Below are 20,553 nucleotides of genomic sequence, written 5' to 3'. Positions count from 1 at the left end.
AAATGCGCGGAATGGAAAGCGATCTGTCATGAAAGGGGGAGACGCCGTTTGGTTGTGCAGGACTCGTGTCCCCTCTCGTCACCCCGGACTTGATCCGGGTGTGGATTCACATTTGAAGTGCAACGGTCTGAAGGTTTCGGCTGGAGTAAGGAAGCCGAGGCATTTTCTGGGTGTGTTGTTGTAGTTTTTGATGATGGTGTCGATGGCTTTGGGAGGCAAGTCGTCGAGGTTGGTTTTTCGGGGGAGGTTTCGGCGTAGCCTGCCGATGGCGTTTTCGACGCCGCCCTTCTGCCATGGGGCGCGAGGGTCGCAGAAGTAGGCATCGAGTTCGAGTTGGTTGGCGATGCGCTGATGGCGATTGAACTCGGTTCCATTGTCGAAGGTGATCGAACGCCGTAGCGCTGCTGGCATGGGCCCCAGCATGTGGACAAGAGCGGCAGCGACGGGATCGGCCTTGAGGCTGTTCTGCCGGAGGGCGATGGTCAGCCTGGAGTGGCGCTCATGCGCGATAAGGACCGCCTGTCCTGTGATCGAGAAGAGCATGGCATCGGCCTCCCAATGGCCTGCCTGCGTACGGGTGGCGATGATCGCGGGCCGGTCATGGATCGACCTTTTGCCCGTCTGCCGGGGCCATCCGCCCTTGGTGCGCCATCCGCGCTTATACTTGGCGCGTGGGAGATAGAAGCGCCAGCGCCGGTCGTTGCTGCGCTTCAACTGGGCATGGACGAAGCGGTAGATGGTCTCATGGCTGATGACCTTGTGTCCAACATCGCGCGCGAGGCGCCCCGCCACCTGCTCGGGCGACCAGCCCTGCGCGAGCCGGTCGAGGACAGCCTCGCGCAAGGCATCGTCGCGCTCCAGCCGGGTTCCGGTCCAGCGCCGGGCATTGGCCTGCGCCTGCGCATAGGCGGGCTGGTAGCCCACCTTGGCGCCGCTGTTGCGCTTCACCTCGCGCGCGATGGTCGACGGCTGGCGATCCAGAGCTGCAGCGATTTGCCGGATCGATTGCCCGTCTTCATGAAGACGGGCAATCGAACAGCGTTCCTCGATCGATAACTGGCGGTATCTCGACATGGCAGCACCTGTGTGAGGTGTTGCACTTCGTTTGTGAACTCAGTGGGGTCCCGCTCAGCGACGCCTGAAAAGCGGGACCCCGGATCAAGTCCGGTTGACGATGATGCGGGCGCGCGACCTCAGACCACCAGCCGCAATTTCCGCAAAATCCGCCAGCCGACGGTCTTCGCGCGCGCATGATCCGGCCAGCGCGGCGGCATCGCAGGATTCATTCCCATCCGGCGCAGCAGGGCGTTGGCGGCATGCGCCTCGGACTCGCGATAGCTCCATTCGCTACGCCAGGTGATCGACAGCGAAATCGACGGCGCATCGCCGTTGGCGACGAAATGCGGCGCCATCACCGGCATCAGCACCGCATCGCCGGGCGCCAGCGGCACGCGTTGCTGTCCGCCCTCGAAAGCGTCCTGCCACGGCAGGTTGCGGTGGCCGCCGGTGTGATAGCGCTCATGCTGGGTCCGGTGCGCGAACCGCTCGTCGCCCGCGGGCCAGACGTTCATCACCTTGGTGCCGCGAAGCTGGAGCAGGATGTTGTGCTCGGGATCGAAATGATAGGGGGTGATCGAGCCCGGCGACGAAATGAAGAGGAAGCCCTGCGGCGTCAGCATCGCGCCGGTGCGCGGTTCGACCACCGGCTTCAGCTCGCCGAGCAGGCCGAGCAGCAGGTCGCGATAGGCGGTTTCGCTCTCGATATTCTTGAGCACCGCCCAGCTCCGGTTGCTGTCGATGGTGCGGATCGTCTCGCCGATCAACAGGCCGTTCGAGGGCACGTCCTCGGGCCGGATGCCGACGGGCAGGTCGCCCGGATTATATTCGACCTGCGCGGCCGGCAGCCGCTCGCCGAGATCGGCCAGCGCCGCGAGCGACAGCAGCGGATGGTCGGGCAGGCGGTGATGAAGCAACCCGGCCTGCAACGGATAGAGGCGCTCCATCGCGTCGAGCGTCTCGGCGGGAAAGACGGGGCGGTCGATGGTCTGATGCGCGGTCATGGCTGGTCCTGAACGGGAAGGGAGTGGGGGCGCTTCCAGCGCCGCCACAGGGTTTCGACCCTGCGGAGCGCCGCGAAGCGCAGCCGGTCGGAGGCGCTGGACAGCGGGACATTGACCCAGACCAGCGCGCGGCGCTCGCGCCAGACGCTGTCGATCATCGGGTGGCCCGACGCGGCGCAGCTATCGACCCAGGCGATGCGCGGGTCGCCCAGCAGGTCGAGATTCGCCTGCTGGAGCAGCACGCCGGGGGAGAAGCGCGCATAATCCTCGTCGAAGGCGGTCTTGAACGAGAAGCCGCCCGGCGGGCAAAGGAAATGGACGAGCATCGCAAGCGGCCGCCCATCGAGGTCGAGCGCGCGCAGGTCGAGCTTTCCGGCCGTGGCCGCGGCGGTCACGATGGCGCGGAACCAGGCTTCGGTCTCGCCATGGCTCGCGAGCGCCGATCCCGCCTGCCCTTTCCAGCCGCGCGCCTCGAGGTCGAGAAAGGCGTCGAGCCACGGATCGAGCGCGTCGCCCGCACGCCAGCGGCGGAACGCCACCGTCCCCTGTTCGGCGAGGCGGTTGGCCTGACGGCGCAGTTCCTTGCGCTTCTTCGCGCGCACCGCGGCTTCCCAATAGGCGGCGGGCGACAGGTCGCTGTCGAGCAGCGCGCGTTCCTCGCGGTGAACCGTCTCGGCCGCCCCGCCCCGTGCCTGCGCGACGTCGACCAAAGCGCGATGCAGCGGCCCATCCTCGGTCAGCCGCGGCAGGTGAACGAGCGTCTTCGCCCAGGGCGCCGCGTCGCACCAGCCGAGCAGGATCGACCAGAAAAGCCGTTCGAACCCGGCGCGGACGAGCGGCAGGCCCAGGAAATGATTGGGATGCGCCCACCCCGTCACATGGCGCAGCGGCAGGCGGCCGTAATGTGTCGCCGCGGCGAGCGGCATCACGCCGATCACCGGCCCCGCGCTGCCGTCGCGGACCAGCACCAGCCGCGCCTGCCGCTCGGGGTCGAGCAGATGCAGCGCCGATTGCAGGCACCAGCGCTCGACGAAGGGATTGGGCTCGCTCGCCTCGGCCGCGAGCGCATCCCACGCCGCCGCCAGCTCGTCCGACAGCGACAGCGGGTCGACCACGCGCACCGTCAGCGGCGCGGACGCGGCCGGCGCGGGGGCGCCGTCGACCGGAAAGGCGGGATGCACCGTCATCGGCGGCGAGCGTAGCCGACAAGGGTTAAGATGATGTGGCGATTCCATGAGGCCCCTCCCGCTTGCAGGAGAGGAAACGCGTCTAAATCCCGAACAATCTCGCCAGCGACTTTTCCAGCATGAAATATTGCCAGATCAGCCGCCCGTGGTCGCGGCGGCCCGACTGGTGCGCGGCGACGATGCGCTCGATCTCCGCCATGTCGAACCAGCCCGAGCGGGCCAGCGTCGAGGAGGTGGCGAGCGCGCGCGCCTGGTCGGTGAGCGGCCCGCGGAACCATTGCGACACCGGCGTCACGAACCCCATCTTGGGCCGATAGAGGATGTCGCGGGGCAGATAGCGTTCCATCGCCTGCTTCAGGATCGCCTTGCCCGTGCCGCCCCTGACCCGCATCGCCGCCGGCAGGCTCGCCGCGAATTCGACGAGGCGATAGTCGAGCAGCGGCTCGCGCGCCTCGAGGCCGACCGCCATGCTCATCCGGTCGGTCTTGGTCAATATGTCGCCCGGCAGCCAGATTTTCAGGTCGGCATATTGCGCCCGGTCGAGCCGCTCGCGCGCCGGCGCCTCGGCCATCGCCTTCCAATATCGCGCCTCGGCGACATGCTCGCCCAGCGCGCGCCGCGCGGCGTCGTTGAACAGGCGCGCGCGCTGCGCCGGACCGGTGACGCCGACAGCCTCGGCATAGCCCTCGGCCCCGCTTTTCGCCAGGCTGGCCAGCGTCGCGCGCGCGCGCAACGGACGCGGCGCCCAGTCCATCTGCGGCCAGACGCGCGCGAGCGGGCCGAGCAGGCCGCGCCGCAGCACCGCGGGGATCATCGCGCGCAGCCGTTCCTCCTGATGCTGGAAGACGAGGCGACGATAGCCCGCGAACGCCTCGTCGGCGCCGTCCCCCGACAGCGCGACCGTCACCTCCTCGCGCGCCAGCTCGCAGACGCGGTAGGTCGGCAACGCGCTCGCGTCGGCGAAGGGCTCGTCGAAACTGTCGGCGATCCGGTCGATCAGCGCGAAATCGGCGGCGGCGACGGTGCGGGTACGGTGATCGGTGGCAAAGCGTTCGGCGATCTGCCGCGCGTATGCGGTCTCGTCCAGCGCCGCCTGGTCGAAGCCGATGGTGCAGGTCTTGACCGCCTTGGCGCTCGCCTCCGCCATCAGCGCGACGACCGCGCTCGAATCGACCCCGCCCGAAAGAAAGGCGCCAAGCGGAACGTCGGCGACCATGCGGTCGGTCACCGCGGCGCGCATCAGGTGGACCAGATGCTCGGCCGCCTCGCTCTCGCTGGCGCGGATGCGGCGCGAGAAATCGGGCGCCCACCAGCAGACCGGCTCCGGCACCGGCTTGCCGCGTTCGAGCAGCAGGAAATGCCCGGCGGGCAGTTTCTCGACCCCGGCGACGATGCTGGTGTCGTCGGGGACATAGCCGAAGGCGAAATAATCCTCGACCGCCGACAGGTTCGCCTCGCGCCGCAACAGCGGGTGGCGGAGCAGTCCCTTGAGTTCGGACGCGAAGGCGACCGACCCGTCCGACAGCCGGACATAATGGAGCGGCTTCACGCCCAGCCGGTCGCGCGCGAGGAACAGGCAGCCGCGGGCGTGATCGTGGATCGCGAAGGCGAACATGCCGTTCAGCCGCGACAGGCAGTCCGGCCCCCATTGCCGCCACGCCGCGATGATGACCTCGGTATCCCCGCTGGTGCGGAACCGGTGGCCGCGATCCTCCAGTTCGGCGCGCAGCTCGCGGAAATTATAGATTTCGCCGTTATAGGTCAGCGTCACCATCTCGTCGTCGCTCGCCATCGGCTGCGGGCTGCCCGCAATGTCGATGATCGAGAGGCGGAGGTGCCCGAGACCGACGCCGGGCGCCGTCCACTCGCCCGAGCCGTCGGGCCCGCGATGCGCCATCGGGTGCAGCATCGCGCGGACGCGCGCCGGATCGACCGGCTTCGCCGTTTCGAGGTGATAGAGGCCTGCTATACCGCACATGTCCGTGCGCTTAGCCTGTTTCGAGGGCGCGGTCAGCCATCGCCTGCGCGCCGCCCGACGCCGCGACGAAATCGGCGATCGCCTGCGCCCCGCCCTGCCCCTCCTCGCTCGACACGATCAGCGACAGCGCGCGCGGATCGCCGCCGAGCAGCCGCGCCTTCAGCCCGGCGAGTTTCGCGGCGCGGGGGTTTCCGGTCGCTTGGCCGGCGACGACATACCAGGTCGCCGCATCGCGCAGCACCGGCCCCGGATGGAGCAGCCGCTCGGTCCGGCCGCCGTCGATGACGGGCAGCGCGGCGCTCCACGCCCATCTGCTATCGGGATCGACCGCGCCCTGCCCGAAGGCGACGACCTCGCGCCCCTCCGCCTGCCGCTCATAACCGCCGATCGCGACCGCCACCCGGCGCCCCGCCGCGTCGACGAAATCGCGCCGCAGCCGCTGGTCGGCGCCATCGAAGCGCGGGAGCCACGGCGTACCCGCTGCCCGAACGTCGCTCCACCCCGCCGGCGCGGCCACCGCCATGGTCGCGGGCAGCGGCGCGGCGCGGCCGCCGGCCAGCGCCGCCCAGCCGGCGAACAGCAGCGGCAGCGCCAGCGCCGCGGGCAGCACCGCCTTCGCCGGGGCGGCGAAACGCACCGCGCCGCCCAGCCCGCGCACATCGACCGCGGCATCGTTCGCCGGCCGGTCGAACCAGCGCCGGGCGACCAGCATCACGATCAGGATGACTAGCCCGAAGAAAACCCAGCCATAGACGATATGGTCGATCCCCCCGGCGCGCTCGATGCCCCAGATCTCGGCGGCGACCATCGTCCCCCACGCCCGCAGCGCATTGGCAAGGATCGTCGCGGCAAGCGCGAGCAGGACGAAGACGGTCCGCCGCCGCCAGTTCCGAAAGCAGAGATGCGCCGCGAACACCGAATAGGCGAGCATCGCGATCAGGAAGCTGACCCCCGAACATTCCTCGGCCACCTCGAAAAAGCCGGCGCGGGTGGTGATGAACACGCCTTCCAGATGCGCTTCCAGACCCGAGACATGGAGCAGCGCGATGCTGATCCGCGCCGTCAGCGTCTGGAGCAGCGGCACCAGTTCCTCGCCAAAGGGAACCAGCAACAGCGCATAAGCGAGCGGGAAGAGCAGCGCGCGCACCAGCTTTTCGCCGAGCGCCGCGGCGACCGCGCCCTGCAGCATCAGGACCAGGCCAAGCTGGCGAAACAGCCCGACTCCCGCCGCTTCGCCCACCAGCCACACCAGCCCGCCCCCGCCGAGCCAGACGAGTGCCGGCCACCACCACGCCGGCGCCAGCGTCTTCAATTGCGGCGTCCGCTGCACCACCAGCCAGCCGATCATCGGCACCATCAGCAGGCAATGGGTGAAGGTCGAGCTGTTCCACCAGATGCCCGCCATGTCGGCGGCGTCGCGGTGAAACAGGATCAGGATCGCGGCGCAAAGCCCCATCAGCCCGGCGATATGACGCTGCCAGCGCGTCCAGCCGCGCGGATGCGAGAGCGAATGGGCGGTCATGCCGCCAGCCCCAGCAGCCGGCCGAGCGGCGCAAGCTGCGCCTCCCAGCCATAGCGCGCGATCATCCGTTCGCGCGCCGCGGCGCCCATCCGCACCGCCAGCGCACGGTCGTCGAACAGCCGGCACAGCGCGTCGGCCATCGCCGCGCCGCCTTCGGCGACGATCAGATGCTCGCCATCAACCGCGTCGATTCCGGTCGCCGCGGCGGGGCTGGCGACCACCGGGCGCGCCATCGCCATCGCTTCGAGCAGCTTGTTCTGCACCCCGCGCGCCAGCAGCAGCGGCGCCACCACGGCGTCGGCCGCGGCCAGCCAGGGCCGCACGTCGGGCACTTCGCCGGTGACGATAACGCCGGGCAGCGCGCCAAGCGCGCGCACCTCGTCCGTCGGCGCGCGTCCGACGATCGCGAAGCGTGCCTGCGGGTGGCGTCCGCGCACCTGCGGCAGGATGTCCGCCGCGAACCAGCGCACCGCGTCGATATTGGGGCGATAGTCCATCTGGCCGGTAAAGACCGCGAGCGGGCCGTCCCCCCGCCCCACCGCCTCGAACGGCTGCGCGGGGTCGAAATATCCCGTGTCGATGCCATTGCCGACCGCGTGCACCCGATCGGCATCCAGCCCGCTGCGCTCGCGGAACAGCATCGCCTCGGCCTCGCTGACAAACAGGCTGGCATCGACCGCGCGCGCCACCCGCGCTTCATAGGCGCCCAGCTTGACGGCTTCACGGGCATGAACCCAGTGGAGCGGCTGGCGTCCGTCCTGTTCGGCATAGGTCGCGAATTTCGCCGAATCGACATCGACGAAATCCATCACCACCGGCCCCGCGAAGTGCTCCGGCAGATATTGCGCCATCTGGCCCGAAAAACCGACGATATGGGTCACCGTCCCCAGCGCCAGCAGCGCGCCGACATGCTCGGCCAGCGCGGCGCTCCGGAACAGCCGGTTCGACACCGGCTCACCGCGCAGCACCGCCTGCGCCAGCGCGATCGGGCGCGACGCCCTGCGCACTTCGATGCACAGGCTCTTGCAAAGCGGCGCCATCTTGCCACGCGCCAGCGCCGCATCGGCTTCGCTGTCGGCCAGCGCCGCGACATGCACCGGCGCCAGCTTCGCCAGCGCCTCGACCATATGCCAGCTCCGGATGCGGTCGCCCCGGTCGGGCGGCCAGGGCGCGCGGTGCGCCAGAAACAAGATTTCGGCCATCAGCCCAGGCCGCGCGCGATCAGCGGCCCGATCCGGTTCGCGGCCCACAGCGGCAGCCTTTTCCACAGATCAACCTGCAGGCGGTATCGGGCGCTGTTGGGGTTGGTGTCGCGCGGCGTCTCGCCGGGCGCCAGCCAGCGCGCATAGACCAGCGGCCGCGGCTCGAACCCCCAATTCTTCTTGTAGGAAAAGGGACCGGTTCCCAGTTTCGAGCGCCCGAAATCGAAGCGCGTGCAGCCGCGCGACCGGGCATGACCCATCAGGGCGTAATACATCATCTCGTTCGCGCGCAGCCCACGCGCGGCAAAGGTCCCGCCGCCCCAATAGGGCATCACCGTGCCGCGCCAATAGAGGCTGAGCACGCTCGCCACCGGCTGCCCGCCCGCGCGCACGGTCAATATGTCGGCATCGGCGCCGAAAGCGTCCAGCACCGCATCGAACAGCGCCTTCGGAAAGACCGGGGTGCCCAGGTTGCGGACGCTTTCCGCATAGACGCGATAATGATCGCGGCGTTCCTCCACGCCACGCCCCGTGGTGACCATCAGCCCGCCCGCCAGCGCCTTGCGCACCTCGGCGCGCTGCTTGCGCGGGATGGCGAGCAGTTCGGCGTCGTCGTCGGCCGCCAGATCGCGCGCGAAGCCGGCATAGGTGGCTTCCTCGCGGTGCCAGCCCTCGCCTTCGGGCGGTTGGCCGCCGCGCAGTTCGACCGACGGCACGCCGCGCGTCCGCGCCAGCGCCGCCACTGCCTCGGCGAGCGCGTCCGCCACCGCCGGATCGTCGGCAAGAATGCCGCCGCCGACCGCGAAACCGCTCGCGACGAGCGCCTGTCCGAACAGCGGCGAGCGGACATGGTGCAGCGGCAGCAGGCCGACGACCGCACCCGCCGTGTCGAGCGCCGCTAGCGCGTGACAGCCATGCCCCGTCGCCCGGCTCACCGCCTCGCACCACGCGCGGCTGTGAAAGGGTGTCGCGTCCGGGTGCGCCGCAACGAAACCGTCCCATACCGCCGGGTCGGCGAGCGGCGCGACGCGCACCGCAGCGGCCGCCGGCACCAGATTTTGCACGGGCGCGCTCACGCCGCCGCGCGCCACGACGCCGCCCGCTGCTGCTGCGCGGGCAGCAGGGCGTCGGCGCGGGTCCATTCGAAATCGGCCAGCAACTGCTTCAGCTTGCCAGCCATGGCCGACAAGCCGCTGTAATGCCGTATCTTCGACTTGAGCGGCGCGTCCGCGACCCGCGGCTGGCCGGGGTCGATCTCCCACGGATGGAAATAGAGGATGGCGGGATGCCCCTCGGCATTCATCCGCGCAATCGCCCAGCGCGTGAAGCGATAGGGCAACAGCCGCATGAAGCCGCCGCCTCCCGCCGCCAGCGTGCGCCCGGCAAAGCGGGCGGTCGTCACCGGCCACTCGACCAGATCGCTCCCTTCGACCGGCCGCCACGCATGGCGCGGGCTTTGCGGCCAGCCATAATGATCGTGAACCACCGGAGCGACGCTCGACGAATAGGCATAGCCCTGTTCGGCCAAGACCGGATGCGCCCAGGGCGTGCGCGCGTCGATCGAAAAGCTCGGGGCGCGATAGCCGCGCACCGGCGCCCCGCCCAGATCCTCAAGGATCGCTCGCGTCTTCTGAAGGTCGGCCGCGAATTCGTCGGCGGTCAGGGTGAAGACGCGCCGATGATCATAGCCATGGCTGGCCAGTTCGTGCCCCGCCTCGACGATCCGCCGAATCAGCGCGGGATAGCGTTCGGCGACCCAACCCAGGGTGAAGAAAGTGCCGGTGGCCCCCGCTTCGGCGAACATCGCCAGCACCGCGTCGCAATTACCCTCGACCCGGCATTCGAGCGCCGGCCAGTCGGCACGGTCGATCGTGCGCTCAAAAGCGCCGACCTGAAACCAGTCCTCGACATCGACCGACAGGCCGTTCTGCATCGTCCCTCACCTCACACACCATCCATAGCCGAAACGGCGCCGGACGTCAGGCCGCCCAGACCTTTGAATTGGCGGGATTGGGGGCATTCTCCGGATCGCGCTCGACCCATTCGATCAACAGGTCGAGCACGCGACGCAGCGCCGCGTCCTGCTCGACCAGCCGCGCCTCCAGTTCGGCGATCTGCGCCTTCAGCCCGTCGATATGCGCCGCGTCGGCCCGCGGCGCGGCGGGGGCTTCGGCTGCCGGCTGCGCGAAGGGCGCGCGGTCGGGCCCGGCCGCGGCGGGAACCGCCACCGGCCATTCGGGCGATGCTTCGGCGGCCGCGGGCGCGGGCGCCTCGACCGGCGGCGGCACCAGCGTCGTCTCGTCGATGCCGCGATCGGCCTCGATCTCGCCGATCACCTCGCGGACGTGCGCCGCGGTGATCCGCGACAATTGCTCGACCGCGCCATAGAGGAGCAGCCGGCTGACCAGCACGTTGAGCTTGCGCGGCACGCCCTCGCTGTAATCGAAGATTTCCTCGAAGGCGTCGGGGCTGAACGCCGGATTGCCGGTCCAGCCCACCTTGCCGAGGCGGTGGAGAATATAAGGCTCGACTTCCTCGGGCTCCATCGGGTCCAGATGATGCGTCGCGATCACCCGCTGGCGAAGCTGCTCGAGCGTCGGCGAATGGAACAATGTCTGGCGGAATTCGGGCTGGCCGAGCAGGAATATCTGCAACAGCGAATGACCGCCGAGCTGGAAGTTCGACAGCATCCGCAACTCTTCGAGCGCCGAGATGGCCAGATTCTGCCCTTCGTCGACGATCAGCAGCGTGCGGCGCCCGGCGCGCGCCTGTTCGCGCAGATATTGTTCCATCGACCGCAGCAGTTCGGCCTTGCTTTCCCCCTCCCACGCGATGCCGAACTGTTCGGCGACCAGGCGAAGGAGATCGTCGCCCTCGACCTGCGTCGACACCAGCTTGACCGCGGTCAGGCGGTTCGGATCGATCGTGTTCATCAGATGCCCGACCAGCGTCGTCTTGCCGGTCCCGATATCGCCGGTGATGACGATGAAGCCCTCGCCCTGCGCCAGGCCATAGCCCAGATAGGACATTGCCTTCCGGTGCGTGCCGCTTTCGAAATAGAAAGCGGGATCGGGCGTCAACTGGAACGGGCGTCCGGTGAAGCCATAGAACTGATCGTACATCGGAAATTCCCTTTGGGTCTGGATCAGAAGGCGTAGCGCAAGCCGACGAAGGCCGACCCGATCAGTTGGTTGTTGAAACCATCCTGGTCGAAAGCGTTGAGCGCCGCCGAAGCATTGCCGGTGAGGTTGCGCCACAGGCGCCGCGAATAGGAAGCCGAAATGCCGGCCGACTGGACGTCGGCGGCACCCGGCGCGCCATTGTCGAAATAGTTGACGAAGCCCGAGAAGCCGAGGCTCGAATCCGCGTCGAGCTCGCGGGCCGCGGTCATGAAGAGATAATAGCTCTCGTCCTTCGTGCCATCGAGCGCCGCAATCACCGAGGTCGCGGGCACGAGCAGGCGGCGCTGGTCGTAGCCGATACCAACGCCATAGCTCCAGCGGCCATAGCGCGACGACAGCAGGGCCTGAACGCCGCGATTGCGATACTGGATGGCGGTCGTGCTGCCGAGTTGCGGAGTCAGGCAGCCGCCCCCGTCCTGGCCGAAGACGCAAGGGTCGATGCTGCCATCGATCGGGTTGCGCGTCGGGTCGAACTGGGTCGGCAGCGCCGCAAGGCCGCGCGACAGGCCCCGCCCGAAGCTCGACATCCCGTCATAGACGCCGACCTGCAGCATCGTGGCATGGTCGGGACGATAAGCGAAACTGCCGGTATAGATCGTATCGCCATAGCGTCGTCCCACCCGCGCCGTGAGCGAGGTCCGACGGCTCGGCCGCCACATCACGCCGGCGTCCCAGATCAGCCCGTCGGTATCGAAGGCAAGCTGGCGCGGCTGCGTCTTGTCGGTGACGAACCTGCCGTTCGAATCGACCACCGGCACGCCGTTCGCGTCGAGCAGGGGATCGCGCTGGCCGATCTCGATATCCTCATAACCGACGCCGCCGAGCAGCGCGACGGTCGGGCCGATCGGCACGGTCACGTCGGCGCGCGCATATTTGCCCTCGAAGCGCTGGTCGAGCTGGCTCGCATCCTCGCGCTCATAGCCGCCCGAGACCTGCCAGCCGAACGGCAGCTCGCCCGGACGCTGGCCGACGCTCGCCCAGGCAACATGGTTGGTCGAACTGTCGAAGCTGCTGCCTCGCGGAATTCCCGGCGTCACCACGTTCGGCGTGTCGATGTCGACCTTGGTATAGCCGAAGCGATAGCCTGCGCCGACGTCCAGATTGCCGATCCGCCGCGCGAACGTCGGCCCGGCATATACCGAATAGAGATCGGCGCTGTTCGTCCCGCCGCCGAAGATATTGGCGCCGCCGCCGCCATCGGCGCGGGTGCGCGTCGCGAGCGCACCGCCCTCGATATTGAAGCCCTGCGCGACCTCGATCCGGCCGCGTGCGATGCCGCTGATGGCATCGGAATCGCCCTGTCCACCCGCCTCGCTGATGCGATGTTCATAGCGCAGCGACGCCGCGACTTCGGCGCGGCGGGTCACGATCGCGGCATCGACCCCGGCGGCGAGCATCGTGTAGGTGAGCACGTCACCGCCGTTCTTGAGATCGGCGCTGAGTATCTGCCCGACCTCCAGATAGGGGCTGACCTCGATCTTGCGCTGCCTGCGATCTTCGCTGCGCCGGCTCCCGTCGCGCGGGCCGTCCTGGGCAGCGGCATCCGCCGCGCCCGGAGCGTCGGAACCGGGTCCGGCGTCCCCCGACCATTGGGCGTGCGCGACGGTCGCTGTCCCGGCGAGCAACAGCGCGGCGAGCGCCGTCGTGCGGCGCAAGGTGACGAAGCTGGTGCGCATCAGGACGCGCCTCCCTGACCATAATAGGTGCCGAAGCGGCGGCCGCCCGGTGAATATTTGACGCCGTTCAGCAGCAACTGGATGTGCGGGCAGGCCCCCATCAGCCCGATCGCGTCGCGCAGCGCCGATTCGAGCGTCTCGTCGGCGCGCACGACCATGATGAGCTGGCCGACATGCCCCGCGAGCACCGCGGCGGGCGACGCCGCGAGGACCGGCGGCGAATCGAGGATCAGGATGCGCCCCGGCGCCCCCTGTTCGAGCTGCGCGAGCAACCCCTCGGTGCGCGCCGAGGCGAGCAATTCGGTGTCGTTCATATGCTGGGTGCCCGCGGGCATCACCTTCAGCCCCGCGATGTCGGTCTGGATCAGGCAGTCGCCCAGCGGCAGGTGCGGATCGGCGAGTGCGTCCATCAGCCCCGGCCCCTCGTCGAGCCCCAGCATCGGCAGGATGCTCGGCTTGGCGATGTCGGCGTCGATCAGCAGCACGTCGTGATCGGCCTCGACCGCAAGGCTGAGCGCGAGGTTGACGGCGGAAAAGGTCTTACCCTCGCCCGGATTGGCCGAGGCGATCAGGATGCGGTGACCGCGCGGCACGACCGGGCGGTTCGCGGCCCCCGCGAAATTGCGGATCAGCTCGCGCTTCACGATGCGATATTCCTCGGAGATGCCGGTGACCGGCGCGCCGGGTACGATCATGCCGCGCGCCGCGAGGCCTTCGCGGTCGATCGTGCCCTGCCGCGTCGGCACGATGGCCGGCGCGGCGCGCACGACATCCTTGCGCGGCGAAGGCTTGATCGTCGGCGCGGCCTCGACCTCGGCGGGGGCCGGGGCGGACGCCGTTTCCTCCACGGATGGTTCGGGGCTGGCTTTCGCCTTCTTCTTCTCGGGCTCGGGCGGCAGCTTGCCGACATCGATGGTCGGCGCATGCGCGCTCGCGTCGATGCCGAACATGTCGGCCGCGCGTTCGAGCAGCGAGGGCTGGCGCTTGACGGGGCGGTGTTCGTTCATAGTCTCTTCCCCTCAGGCGACCATGCCGCGCTGGACGAATTCGGCGATCAGCAGCAGGGCATAGAGCGCCACGAGCGCGCCCCCGCCGCTCGCCAGCCAGACCAGCCTCTTCTTACGCTCGACCTGGCGCTCGGGCGTCACCACCTCGGTGATCGAACCGATCACGGGAAGGCCGCTCGCGCGCTCCAGCCGCGCCGCGGTCGGATAGCTGACCCGCACCTGCGCGAGGCCAAAGGCGGCGCCGACCCCGCCTGCCAGTCCGGCGAGCAGCACGATGCTCAGGAACAGCGGCCGGTTTGGTGCCGACGGGCTCGTCGGCTTCGAGGGCGGGTCGAGCAGTTCAATCTTGATCGCGTCGGCCTCGGTTCGCACCTCGCCGCGCAGGCGCACCTGTTCGCGCTGGGTCAGCAGCTTGTCATATTGCGCTTTCAGCGCGGTATATTCGCCGTTGATCCGGTCATATTCGGCCGCGATGCCGGGGTTCTGGATCTGCTGCGCGGTGATTTTCGCGACGTCGCCCATCAATTGGGCCTTGCGCGCCGACAGCGCGCTCACCGTCGCCTGGCGCTCGGCGCGCATCGCGGCGAGCGAGGCATAGGCGGGGTTCTGGGCATTGCCGCCGCCTCCGCCGCTGCCTTCGCGGTCGGCCTGCGCTTTCAGCGATGCGATCTGGCTCTTGATCGCGATCATGTCCGGATGGGCATCGGTCAGGCCGCGGGCCCGCATCGCCGACAGTTCGTTCTGCGCCCCGGCAAGCTGCTGCCGCGCGACGCCGGCGCCGGTCGCGGCGACGCCCGGCACGTTGATCGTCGCCGGGGTCTGCGCGAGTTGGCCGTTGGCCGCCGCCAGCGCCGCCTGCGCGGCGACGAGCTGGCTATCGATCTGGTTGATTTCGGCGCGGGCCGCGTCGACGCGCTGCGCCGGCGATCCGGTGCCGCCGGGGATCAGGCCGATATTCTGCGCCTCGAAAGCGGCGCGGCGCCCCTCGACTTCGCGCAGCGCCTTTTCGCGGTCGGCGATCTGCGCGTCGAGGAATTTCAGGCTCTGGCGCGCGTCGAGCCGGCCACCGCGAAGCTGGTCGTCGCGGAACACGGTAATCAGGCTGTCGAGCACGCCCGAGGCGAGCTTGGCATTGTCGGCATCGGACAGGCTGCCGACGCCGATCGACGAGGTGACCTCGAAGATATTGTCCTGCTGCGGCACGACCTTGATATTCTTTTGCAGCATCGCGACCGCGCCCGCCTTTTCGCGATCGCTGGCGCCTGCGGGCAGCAGGCCGGTCGTCACCGCCACCTTTTCCAGGTTGCGCGCGCTGGTCAGCGTTTCGCGGATCTGGTCGATCTGTCGCCGGTCGCCCAGACCGCCGGACCGCGCCTCGTCGGGCAGGATCTGGTTGACGTCGACAAGCAGGCGCGTGCGCGAATCATAGCGGTTGGGGATCGCGGCGATCGCCAGCCAGCCCAGGATGCAGATACCCCAGGCGATGCCCAGCACCAGCCAGCGGCGCGACCAGACGCTGTGCAACGCCACCCGGAATTCGTCGTAGAGGCTGTTCATGGTCGGCTATCGATCCTTGGCAATCGGCATCGGGGCGGCGTGGAGTCCGGGCGCGAACATCCGCGTCAGAACATGCTTTCGGGAATGATGATGACGTCGCCCGGCTGAAGGCGGACGTTCGCCTTGATGTCGCCGCGCTTGATGAGGTCGTTCAGGCGCAGCGCATATTCGTGCTGCTTGCCGCTGCCCTTGTCGAAACGGATGAGGCGCGCCTTGTTGCCCGCCGCATATTCGCCCAGGCCGCCGACCGCGATCATCGCGTCGAGCACGGTCATATTGGCGCGGAACGGGATCGACGCCGGCTTCTCGGTCGCGCCGACGACGCGCACCTGCTGGGAAAAGGTGCTGTTGAAACTGGTGACGATGACGCTGACGATCGGGTCCTTGATATATTGGCTCAGCGCCAGTTTCAGGTCCTGCTGCAACATCGTCGGGGTCTTGCCGACCGCGGGCATGTCGGTAATCAGCGGCGTGGTGATCCGGCCGTCGGGGCGCACCTGCACCTTGCCGCCCAGCTCGGGGTTGCGCCACACGAAGACCTGCAGTTCGTCGAGCGGGCCGATGATATATTCCTCGCCCGGTCCTTCCTGGTTCGCGACGAAATTGGCGCTCGGCAGTTCGGGCGCGGCGCTGCCGGTGGCGCAGCCGGTCAGCGCGGTGGCGGCGATACCGGAAACCAGCGCGGCGCGCGCGGCACGAAGCGAGGGGAAGACCGTCATTACACATCACCTTTCGACCGGCCGGGGGAGGCCGCCGCGGGCCAAAGACCTGCGGCGACAGCCATTGCGTCAGGGTCAGCCATCGCCGGAAAGGGTGAAGATACCGTTAGTATTGGGTTAGGTTCGCGCCCGGTTCGTCGCACTCTGTTCCGATGCGGGACAGCTTCTCCACCGCCGGCAAAGGTCAATCACCGTAGCCCTGAACCCGTCGAAGGGCGCTTCTCGGATAGGCGCCTTTCGACGGGCTCAGGACTACGGTGACGATCCGGTCAGCCGTTACACCAGCATCTCGCGCGCCGGCCCCTGCCCCAGAAAGGCGGCGGGGCTCGCCGTGGCGCCATAGGCCCCGGCCTGGAAGATCGCGACCAGATCGCCAACCGCGGCGCGCGGCAGCGCAACCTGGTCGCCCAGCCGGTCGAGCGGCGTGCAGAGGCAGCCGACCACCGACACCGTCTCGGCCGGCTCCGCGCCGAAGCGGTTCGCGAGTGCGATGGGATAATTGCGGCGGATGACCGTGCCGAAATTGCCGCTCGCGGCGAGCTGGTGGTGCAGGCCGCCATCGGTGACGAGGAAAGTCTCGCCATGGCTCTGCTTGCGGTCGACGATACGGGTCAGATAGACGCCGGCCTCGGCGACCAGCCAGCGGCCGAGTTCCATCGCGAAGCGGCTGTCCGCCAGCGCCGCGTCGCGCGCTTCGAGCGTCGCGGCCAGCGCATCGCCGACCGCCTTCGCATCGACCGCGGCGTCGCCCGGAAAATAGGGCACCCCCATGCCGCCGCCCAGATTGACGAGCGGCGGCGTCGCGCCGATCTCGTCCGCCAGCCGCGCCGCGAGCGCGACCGTCTGCGTCTGCGTCTCGGCGATCGCGGCGCCATCGAGCGCCTGCGATCCGGCAAAGATATGAAAGCCTTGCCAGTCGGCCCCGGCGTCCAGCAGGCGGCGGACCAGCGCCGGCACCGCCTCCGCATCGACCCCGAAGGGCTTGGCGCCGCCGCCCATCTTCATCCCCGACCCTTTCAGGTCGAAATCGGGATTGACCCGCACCGCGAGCCGCGGCGTCCTGCCCAGGCGCGCGGCGATCGCCAGCGCGCGCTCGGCTTCCCCCGCCGATTCGAGATTGAGCGTCGCGCCCGCCGAAACCGCCGCCTCCAGTTCGCGGTCGCGCTTGCCCGGACCGGCGAAGCTGATGTGCCCGGCCGCCATGCCGCTCGCCAGCGCCGCCGCCAGCTCGCCGCCCGACGCGACGTCGAACCCGTCCACAACGCCCGCCATGAAGGCAAGCAGCGGCGCAAAGGGGTTCGCCTTCATCGCATAATGAAGCTGCACCGCGTCCGGCATCGCCGCGCGCCATTCGCCGGCGCGCGCCGCGAGCATCGCGCTGTCATAGACGAATAGCGGCGTGTCTCCGGCCGTGTCGGCGAGAGCATCGGCGCGATGGCCGGCGATCAGCAGCATCCCACTCTCGTCGGCGGCGTAGCCGGGCGGAATCGGGCCGTGCGGCTTCATGCCGTCACCCTTCCGTTCCACTCGGCGGCGATCGCCACCCGGTCGAGCTTGCCATTGGGATTGCGCGGCAGCGCCTCGCGCCATTCGATCGTCTGCGGCTGCATGAAGTTCGGCAGAGTCCGGCGCAGGTGAGCCGCCAGCCCATCGGCGTCCTCCGGTCCGCTCTTGCCGCGCACGATCAATATGATAGCCGCACCCAGCCGCGCGTCGGGCACTCCGAACGCCACCGCCTCATAGATCAGTCCCGAGGCGACCGCGGCATCCTCGACCTCGGTCGGGCTGACGCGGTTGCCTGCGGTCTTGATCATCGCATCGTCGCGGCCGACGAAGGTCAGCAGCCCCTCGGCATCGCGCCGCACGGTATCGCCCGACCAGACCGCCGTGCCGCCATGGATCGACGACGGCGGCGCGGGCCGGAAGCGCTGCGCAGTGCGCTCCGCATCCTGCCAATAGCCCTGCGCCACCAGCGGCCCGCAATGGACCAGTTCGCCCGGCTCGTCGTCGGCAGCAATGCTGCCGTCGGGGCGACAGACGAGGATTTCCGCATACGGGATCGCGCGGCCCATCGAGGTCGGATGGCTGGCGACCAGCGCGGGGTCGAGATAGGTCGAGCGAAATGCCTCGGTCAGCCCGTACATCGGATAGATGTCGGCCTTCGGAAAGGTGGCGCGCATCGCGTCGATCAGCGAAGGCGTCAGCGCGCCGCCGCTGTTGGTCAGGCGCCGCAGCAGCGCAGCGGTCTCGGCCGGCCAGTCGCTTTCGACGAGTTGCACCCACAGCGGCGGCACCCCCGCAAGCGTCGTCACCCCATGCCGCGCGACCGCCTTCACCACGTCGCGCGGAGTCAGATAGTCGAGCGGCGCGACCGCAGCGCCGGCATACCAGGTCGAAAGAAGCTGATTCTGCCCGTAATCGAAACTGAGCGGCAGCACCCCGAGCACCCGGTCGTCGGGCGCGATTGTCAGATAGGAGGCAACGCTCTCCGCCCCCAGCCACAGATTGGCATGGCTCAGCATCACCCCCTTGGGCCGCCCGGTCGAACCGCTGGTATAAAGAATGGCGGCAAGATCGCCGGGCTCGGCGAGCGACGGCGGCAGCCCCTCGCCGCCCGAATCGATCGCCGCTTCGGCGACCGTCAACTCCTGCACCGCGCAGGCTTCGGGCCGCCCCTCGCCCAGCGAGTCGGCCCGCGCGCCATTGGTGACCAGCAGCTTCGCACCGCTGTCGGCCAGGATATGCGTGACCTGCGGCGCCTTGAGCAGCGGATTGACCGGCACATGGATCAGCCCCGCGCGCGCCGCGGCGAGCGGCATCAAACAGGCGAGCCGCGTTTTCGCGCTCCAGCTCGCCACCCGCTCGCCCGGCCCGCCCGCCTGTGCGAGCAGCCACGACGCAAGCCGCCCGACCCCGGCGTCGAGATCGGCGAAGCGGGCGACCCTGTCGCCGATCAGCAACGCAGGCGCATCCGGCGCGCCGCGGCGCGCAAGATGGTCGATCGGACAGGAGGGTGGATGGAGGATCTTGGTCATCGGCTGTTAGGAGAGTGGTGATAGAGCGCCCCGTCATGCAAGGGAACGGTGAACATCGGGCTAATGACAAGGCGCTGCCCGCCGCGGCGCGCGGCGTCGGCTCCGCCTCGCCCTTCGACCGCGCGGCATGGTTCGACCTGCTGGCGGCGCACGGCTTCGCGTCCGGCGGGCGCTTCGATGCGTGCGGCGCGGCTGGCGATACGACCGCGTGGCTGCCGCTTCGGGTCGAGAAGCCGGGCGAGCTGGCGGGGCTGACCAACTGGTACAGCTTCGCGATCCGGCCGCTCTATGTCGGCGAAGAGGGTAGCGCCGCGGCGCTGAAAGACCTGTTCGCGCGGCTTCGCAAACGGGCGGCGCGCCTGACGCTCTACCCCGTCCCCGATAGCGAGAAGGACGGGGTCGCCGCGGCGATGCGCGATGCAGGCTGGTGGGTTCGCACCGCGCCCAGGGGCGACCGTCACTGGCTCGACCTCGCCGGACTCGACCATGACGGCTGGTGGGAGAGCCGCCCCGGCGCGCTGCGCAATACGGTCAAGCGCAAGGCGAAAAAGGGCGTCGTCGACATCGCGCTGCTTACCGCCTTCGACCCCGATGCCTGGGCGGCCTATGAAGAGATTTACGCCGCGAGCTGGAAGCCTGAGGAAGGCGACCCCGCGCTGCTGCGCGCCTTCGCCGAGGCCGAAAGCGCGCGCGGCACCTTTCGCATGGGGCTCGCACGGATCGAGGGTGCGCCGGTCGCGGCGCAATATTGGACGGTCGAGGACGGCACCGCCTTCATCCACAAGCTCGCGCATGTCGAGGACAGTCTGAAAGCGTCGCCCGGCACCCTGCTGTCCGCCGCGCTCTTCCGCCATGTGATCGCGGTCGACCGCGTCGCGCACGTCGATTTCGGCACCGGCAACGACGCCTACAAGCGCGACTGGATGAACCGGCACGAGCCGCTGTGGCATATCGAGGCTTTCAATCCGTCGCGCATCGCGGCATGGGGGCCGGCATTCAAGGCATTTGCGCGCTCGCCGCTCGGGCGCGGTTGAAGGATATGCTCGTGACCGATACGCCCGCCACCGCCGTCGATGCCACCTTGCGGGCGCTGCTTGCCGACGTCCTCGGCCTCGGCGAGGACCGCGCCGCGGCGCTGACCGCCGACAGCGGCCTGTTCGGCGAGCTGCCCGAATTCGATTCGATGGCGGTCGCGACCGTGCTCACCGAGATGGAGGACCGGCTCGGCATCCTGATCGACGACGACGAGGTCGATGGCGAGATTTTCGAAACCTATGGCCATCTGCTCGCCTTTTCGGTGCGCAAGGTCGCGGGCGAATAGTGACCACCCCTCCTTTCCCGTTCGCCCTGAGCTTGTCGAAGGGCTGTTCTTTCGTTCGGCGTTCAAAAGAAAAGAGCGGTCCTTCGACAAGCTCGGGGCGAACGGGG

17 protein-coding genes are annotated in these 20,553 nt (G+C 68.9%); 2 read left to right on the top strand and 15 right to left on the bottom strand.

From position 1 onward, the window contains the following. Positions 1-78 precede the first annotated feature (78 nt). The 15 genes from FHR21_RS12625 to FHR21_RS12555 form a co-directional block, all read right to left on the bottom strand. Entirely contained in the window at positions 79-1,074 is a 996-nt protein-coding gene (locus tag FHR21_RS12625) for an IS30 family transposase (RefSeq protein WP_184098836.1), read from the bottom strand. 119 nt (positions 1,075-1,193) lie between these two features. Further along, positions 1,194-2,060, bottom strand: a complete 867-nt coding sequence (locus tag FHR21_RS12620) for a cupin-like domain-containing protein (protein ID WP_184098834.1) — start codon at positions 2,058-2,060, stop codon at positions 1,194-1,196. Continuing rightward, positions 2,057-3,247 (bottom strand): GNAT family N-acetyltransferase, encoded by a 1,191-nt coding sequence (locus tag FHR21_RS12615; protein WP_184098832.1) that lies wholly within the window; start codon positions 3,245-3,247, stop codon positions 2,057-2,059. Before FHR21_RS12615 ends, FHR21_RS12620 begins: the two co-directional genes overlap by 4 nt. A gap of 82 nt (positions 3,248-3,329) precedes the next feature. After that, on the bottom strand, positions 3,330-5,225 hold the full coding sequence (locus FHR21_RS12610) for an XrtA/PEP-CTERM system amidotransferase (RefSeq protein ID WP_184098830.1): 1,896 nt from the start codon (positions 5,223-5,225) through the stop codon (positions 3,330-3,332). Positions 5,226-5,235: 10 nt separating this feature from the next. Next, positions 5,236-6,747 carry an exosortase A gene (xrtA, locus tag FHR21_RS12605; protein ID WP_184098828.1) on the bottom strand — a complete coding sequence of 504 codons (1,512 nt, stop codon included), beginning with the start codon at positions 6,745-6,747 and terminating at the stop codon, positions 5,236-5,238. Beyond that, the gene (locus FHR21_RS12600) at positions 6,744-7,949 is read right to left on the bottom strand and encodes a TIGR03087 family PEP-CTERM/XrtA system glycosyltransferase (RefSeq protein WP_184098826.1); all 1,206 of its coding nucleotides are present in this window, start codon (positions 7,947-7,949) and stop codon (positions 6,744-6,746) included. Before FHR21_RS12600 ends, xrtA begins: the two co-directional genes overlap by 4 nt. Next, positions 7,949-9,025, bottom strand: coding sequence for a FemAB family XrtA/PEP-CTERM system-associated protein (locus FHR21_RS12595; protein ID WP_338113148.1), 1,077 nt, complete (start codon positions 9,023-9,025; stop codon positions 7,949-7,951). The genes FHR21_RS12600 and FHR21_RS12595 overlap by 1 nt, the downstream gene beginning before the upstream one ends. Then, the gene (locus FHR21_RS12590; protein ID WP_184098822.1) at positions 9,022-9,882 is read right to left on the bottom strand and encodes an XrtA system polysaccharide deacetylase; all 861 of its coding nucleotides are present in this window, start codon (positions 9,880-9,882) and stop codon (positions 9,022-9,024) included. The genes FHR21_RS12595 and FHR21_RS12590 overlap by 4 nt, the downstream gene beginning before the upstream one ends. 46 nt (positions 9,883-9,928) lie before the next feature. After that, entirely contained in the window at positions 9,929-11,071 is a 1,143-nt protein-coding gene (locus tag FHR21_RS12585; RefSeq protein WP_184098819.1) for an XrtA/PEP-CTERM system-associated ATPase, read from the bottom strand. A 23-nt stretch (positions 11,072-11,094) separates the two neighbouring features. Further along, positions 11,095-12,807, bottom strand: a complete 1,713-nt coding sequence (locus tag FHR21_RS12580; RefSeq protein WP_184098817.1) for a hypothetical protein — start codon at positions 12,805-12,807, stop codon at positions 11,095-11,097. Further along, positions 12,807-13,814 carry a P-loop NTPase gene (locus tag FHR21_RS12575; RefSeq protein WP_184098815.1) on the bottom strand — a complete coding sequence of 336 codons (1,008 nt, stop codon included), beginning with the start codon at positions 13,812-13,814 and terminating at the stop codon, positions 12,807-12,809. The genes FHR21_RS12580 and FHR21_RS12575 overlap by 1 nt, the downstream gene beginning before the upstream one ends. A 12-nt stretch (positions 13,815-13,826) precedes the next feature. Beyond that, positions 13,827-15,371 carry an XrtA system polysaccharide chain length determinant gene (locus FHR21_RS12570; RefSeq protein WP_184098813.1) on the bottom strand — a complete coding sequence of 515 codons (1,545 nt, stop codon included), beginning with the start codon at positions 15,369-15,371 and terminating at the stop codon, positions 13,827-13,829. Between the two features lie 65 nt (positions 15,372-15,436). After that, the gene (locus tag FHR21_RS12565; protein WP_184098811.1) at positions 15,437-16,090 is read right to left on the bottom strand and encodes an XrtA/PEP-CTERM system exopolysaccharide export protein; all 654 of its coding nucleotides are present in this window, start codon (positions 16,088-16,090) and stop codon (positions 15,437-15,439) included. A 276-nt stretch (positions 16,091-16,366) separates the two neighbouring features. Beyond that, complete coding sequence (locus tag FHR21_RS12560) at positions 16,367-17,596, bottom strand: pyridoxal-dependent decarboxylase, exosortase A system-associated (RefSeq protein ID WP_184098809.1); 1,230 nt, start codon at positions 17,594-17,596, stop codon at positions 16,367-16,369. Continuing rightward, positions 17,593-19,125, bottom strand: a complete 1,533-nt coding sequence (locus FHR21_RS12555; RefSeq protein WP_184098807.1) for an acyl-CoA ligase (AMP-forming), exosortase A system-associated — start codon at positions 19,123-19,125, stop codon at positions 17,593-17,595. Before FHR21_RS12555 ends, FHR21_RS12560 begins: the two co-directional genes overlap by 4 nt. 35 nt (positions 19,126-19,160) lie before the next feature. Here FHR21_RS12555 and FHR21_RS12550 point away from each other — a divergent pair, with 35 nt between their 5' ends. Beyond that, a complete protein-coding gene (locus FHR21_RS12550) occupies positions 19,161-20,159 on the top strand; it encodes a GNAT family N-acetyltransferase (protein WP_184098805.1) in 999 nt (332 codons plus the stop codon). A 5-nt stretch (positions 20,160-20,164) separates the two neighbouring features. Beyond that, a complete protein-coding gene (locus tag FHR21_RS12545; protein ID WP_184099054.1) occupies positions 20,165-20,446 on the top strand; it encodes an acyl carrier protein in 282 nt (93 codons plus the stop codon). Positions 20,447-20,553: the final 107 nt, after the last annotated feature.

It is taken from the genome of Sphingopyxis panaciterrulae (assembly GCF_014199295.1).
Lineage (GTDB): Bacteria > Pseudomonadota > Alphaproteobacteria > Sphingomonadales > Sphingomonadaceae > Sphingopyxis > Sphingopyxis panaciterrulae.
This window is presented reverse-complemented; position numbering and strand designations above follow the sequence as displayed.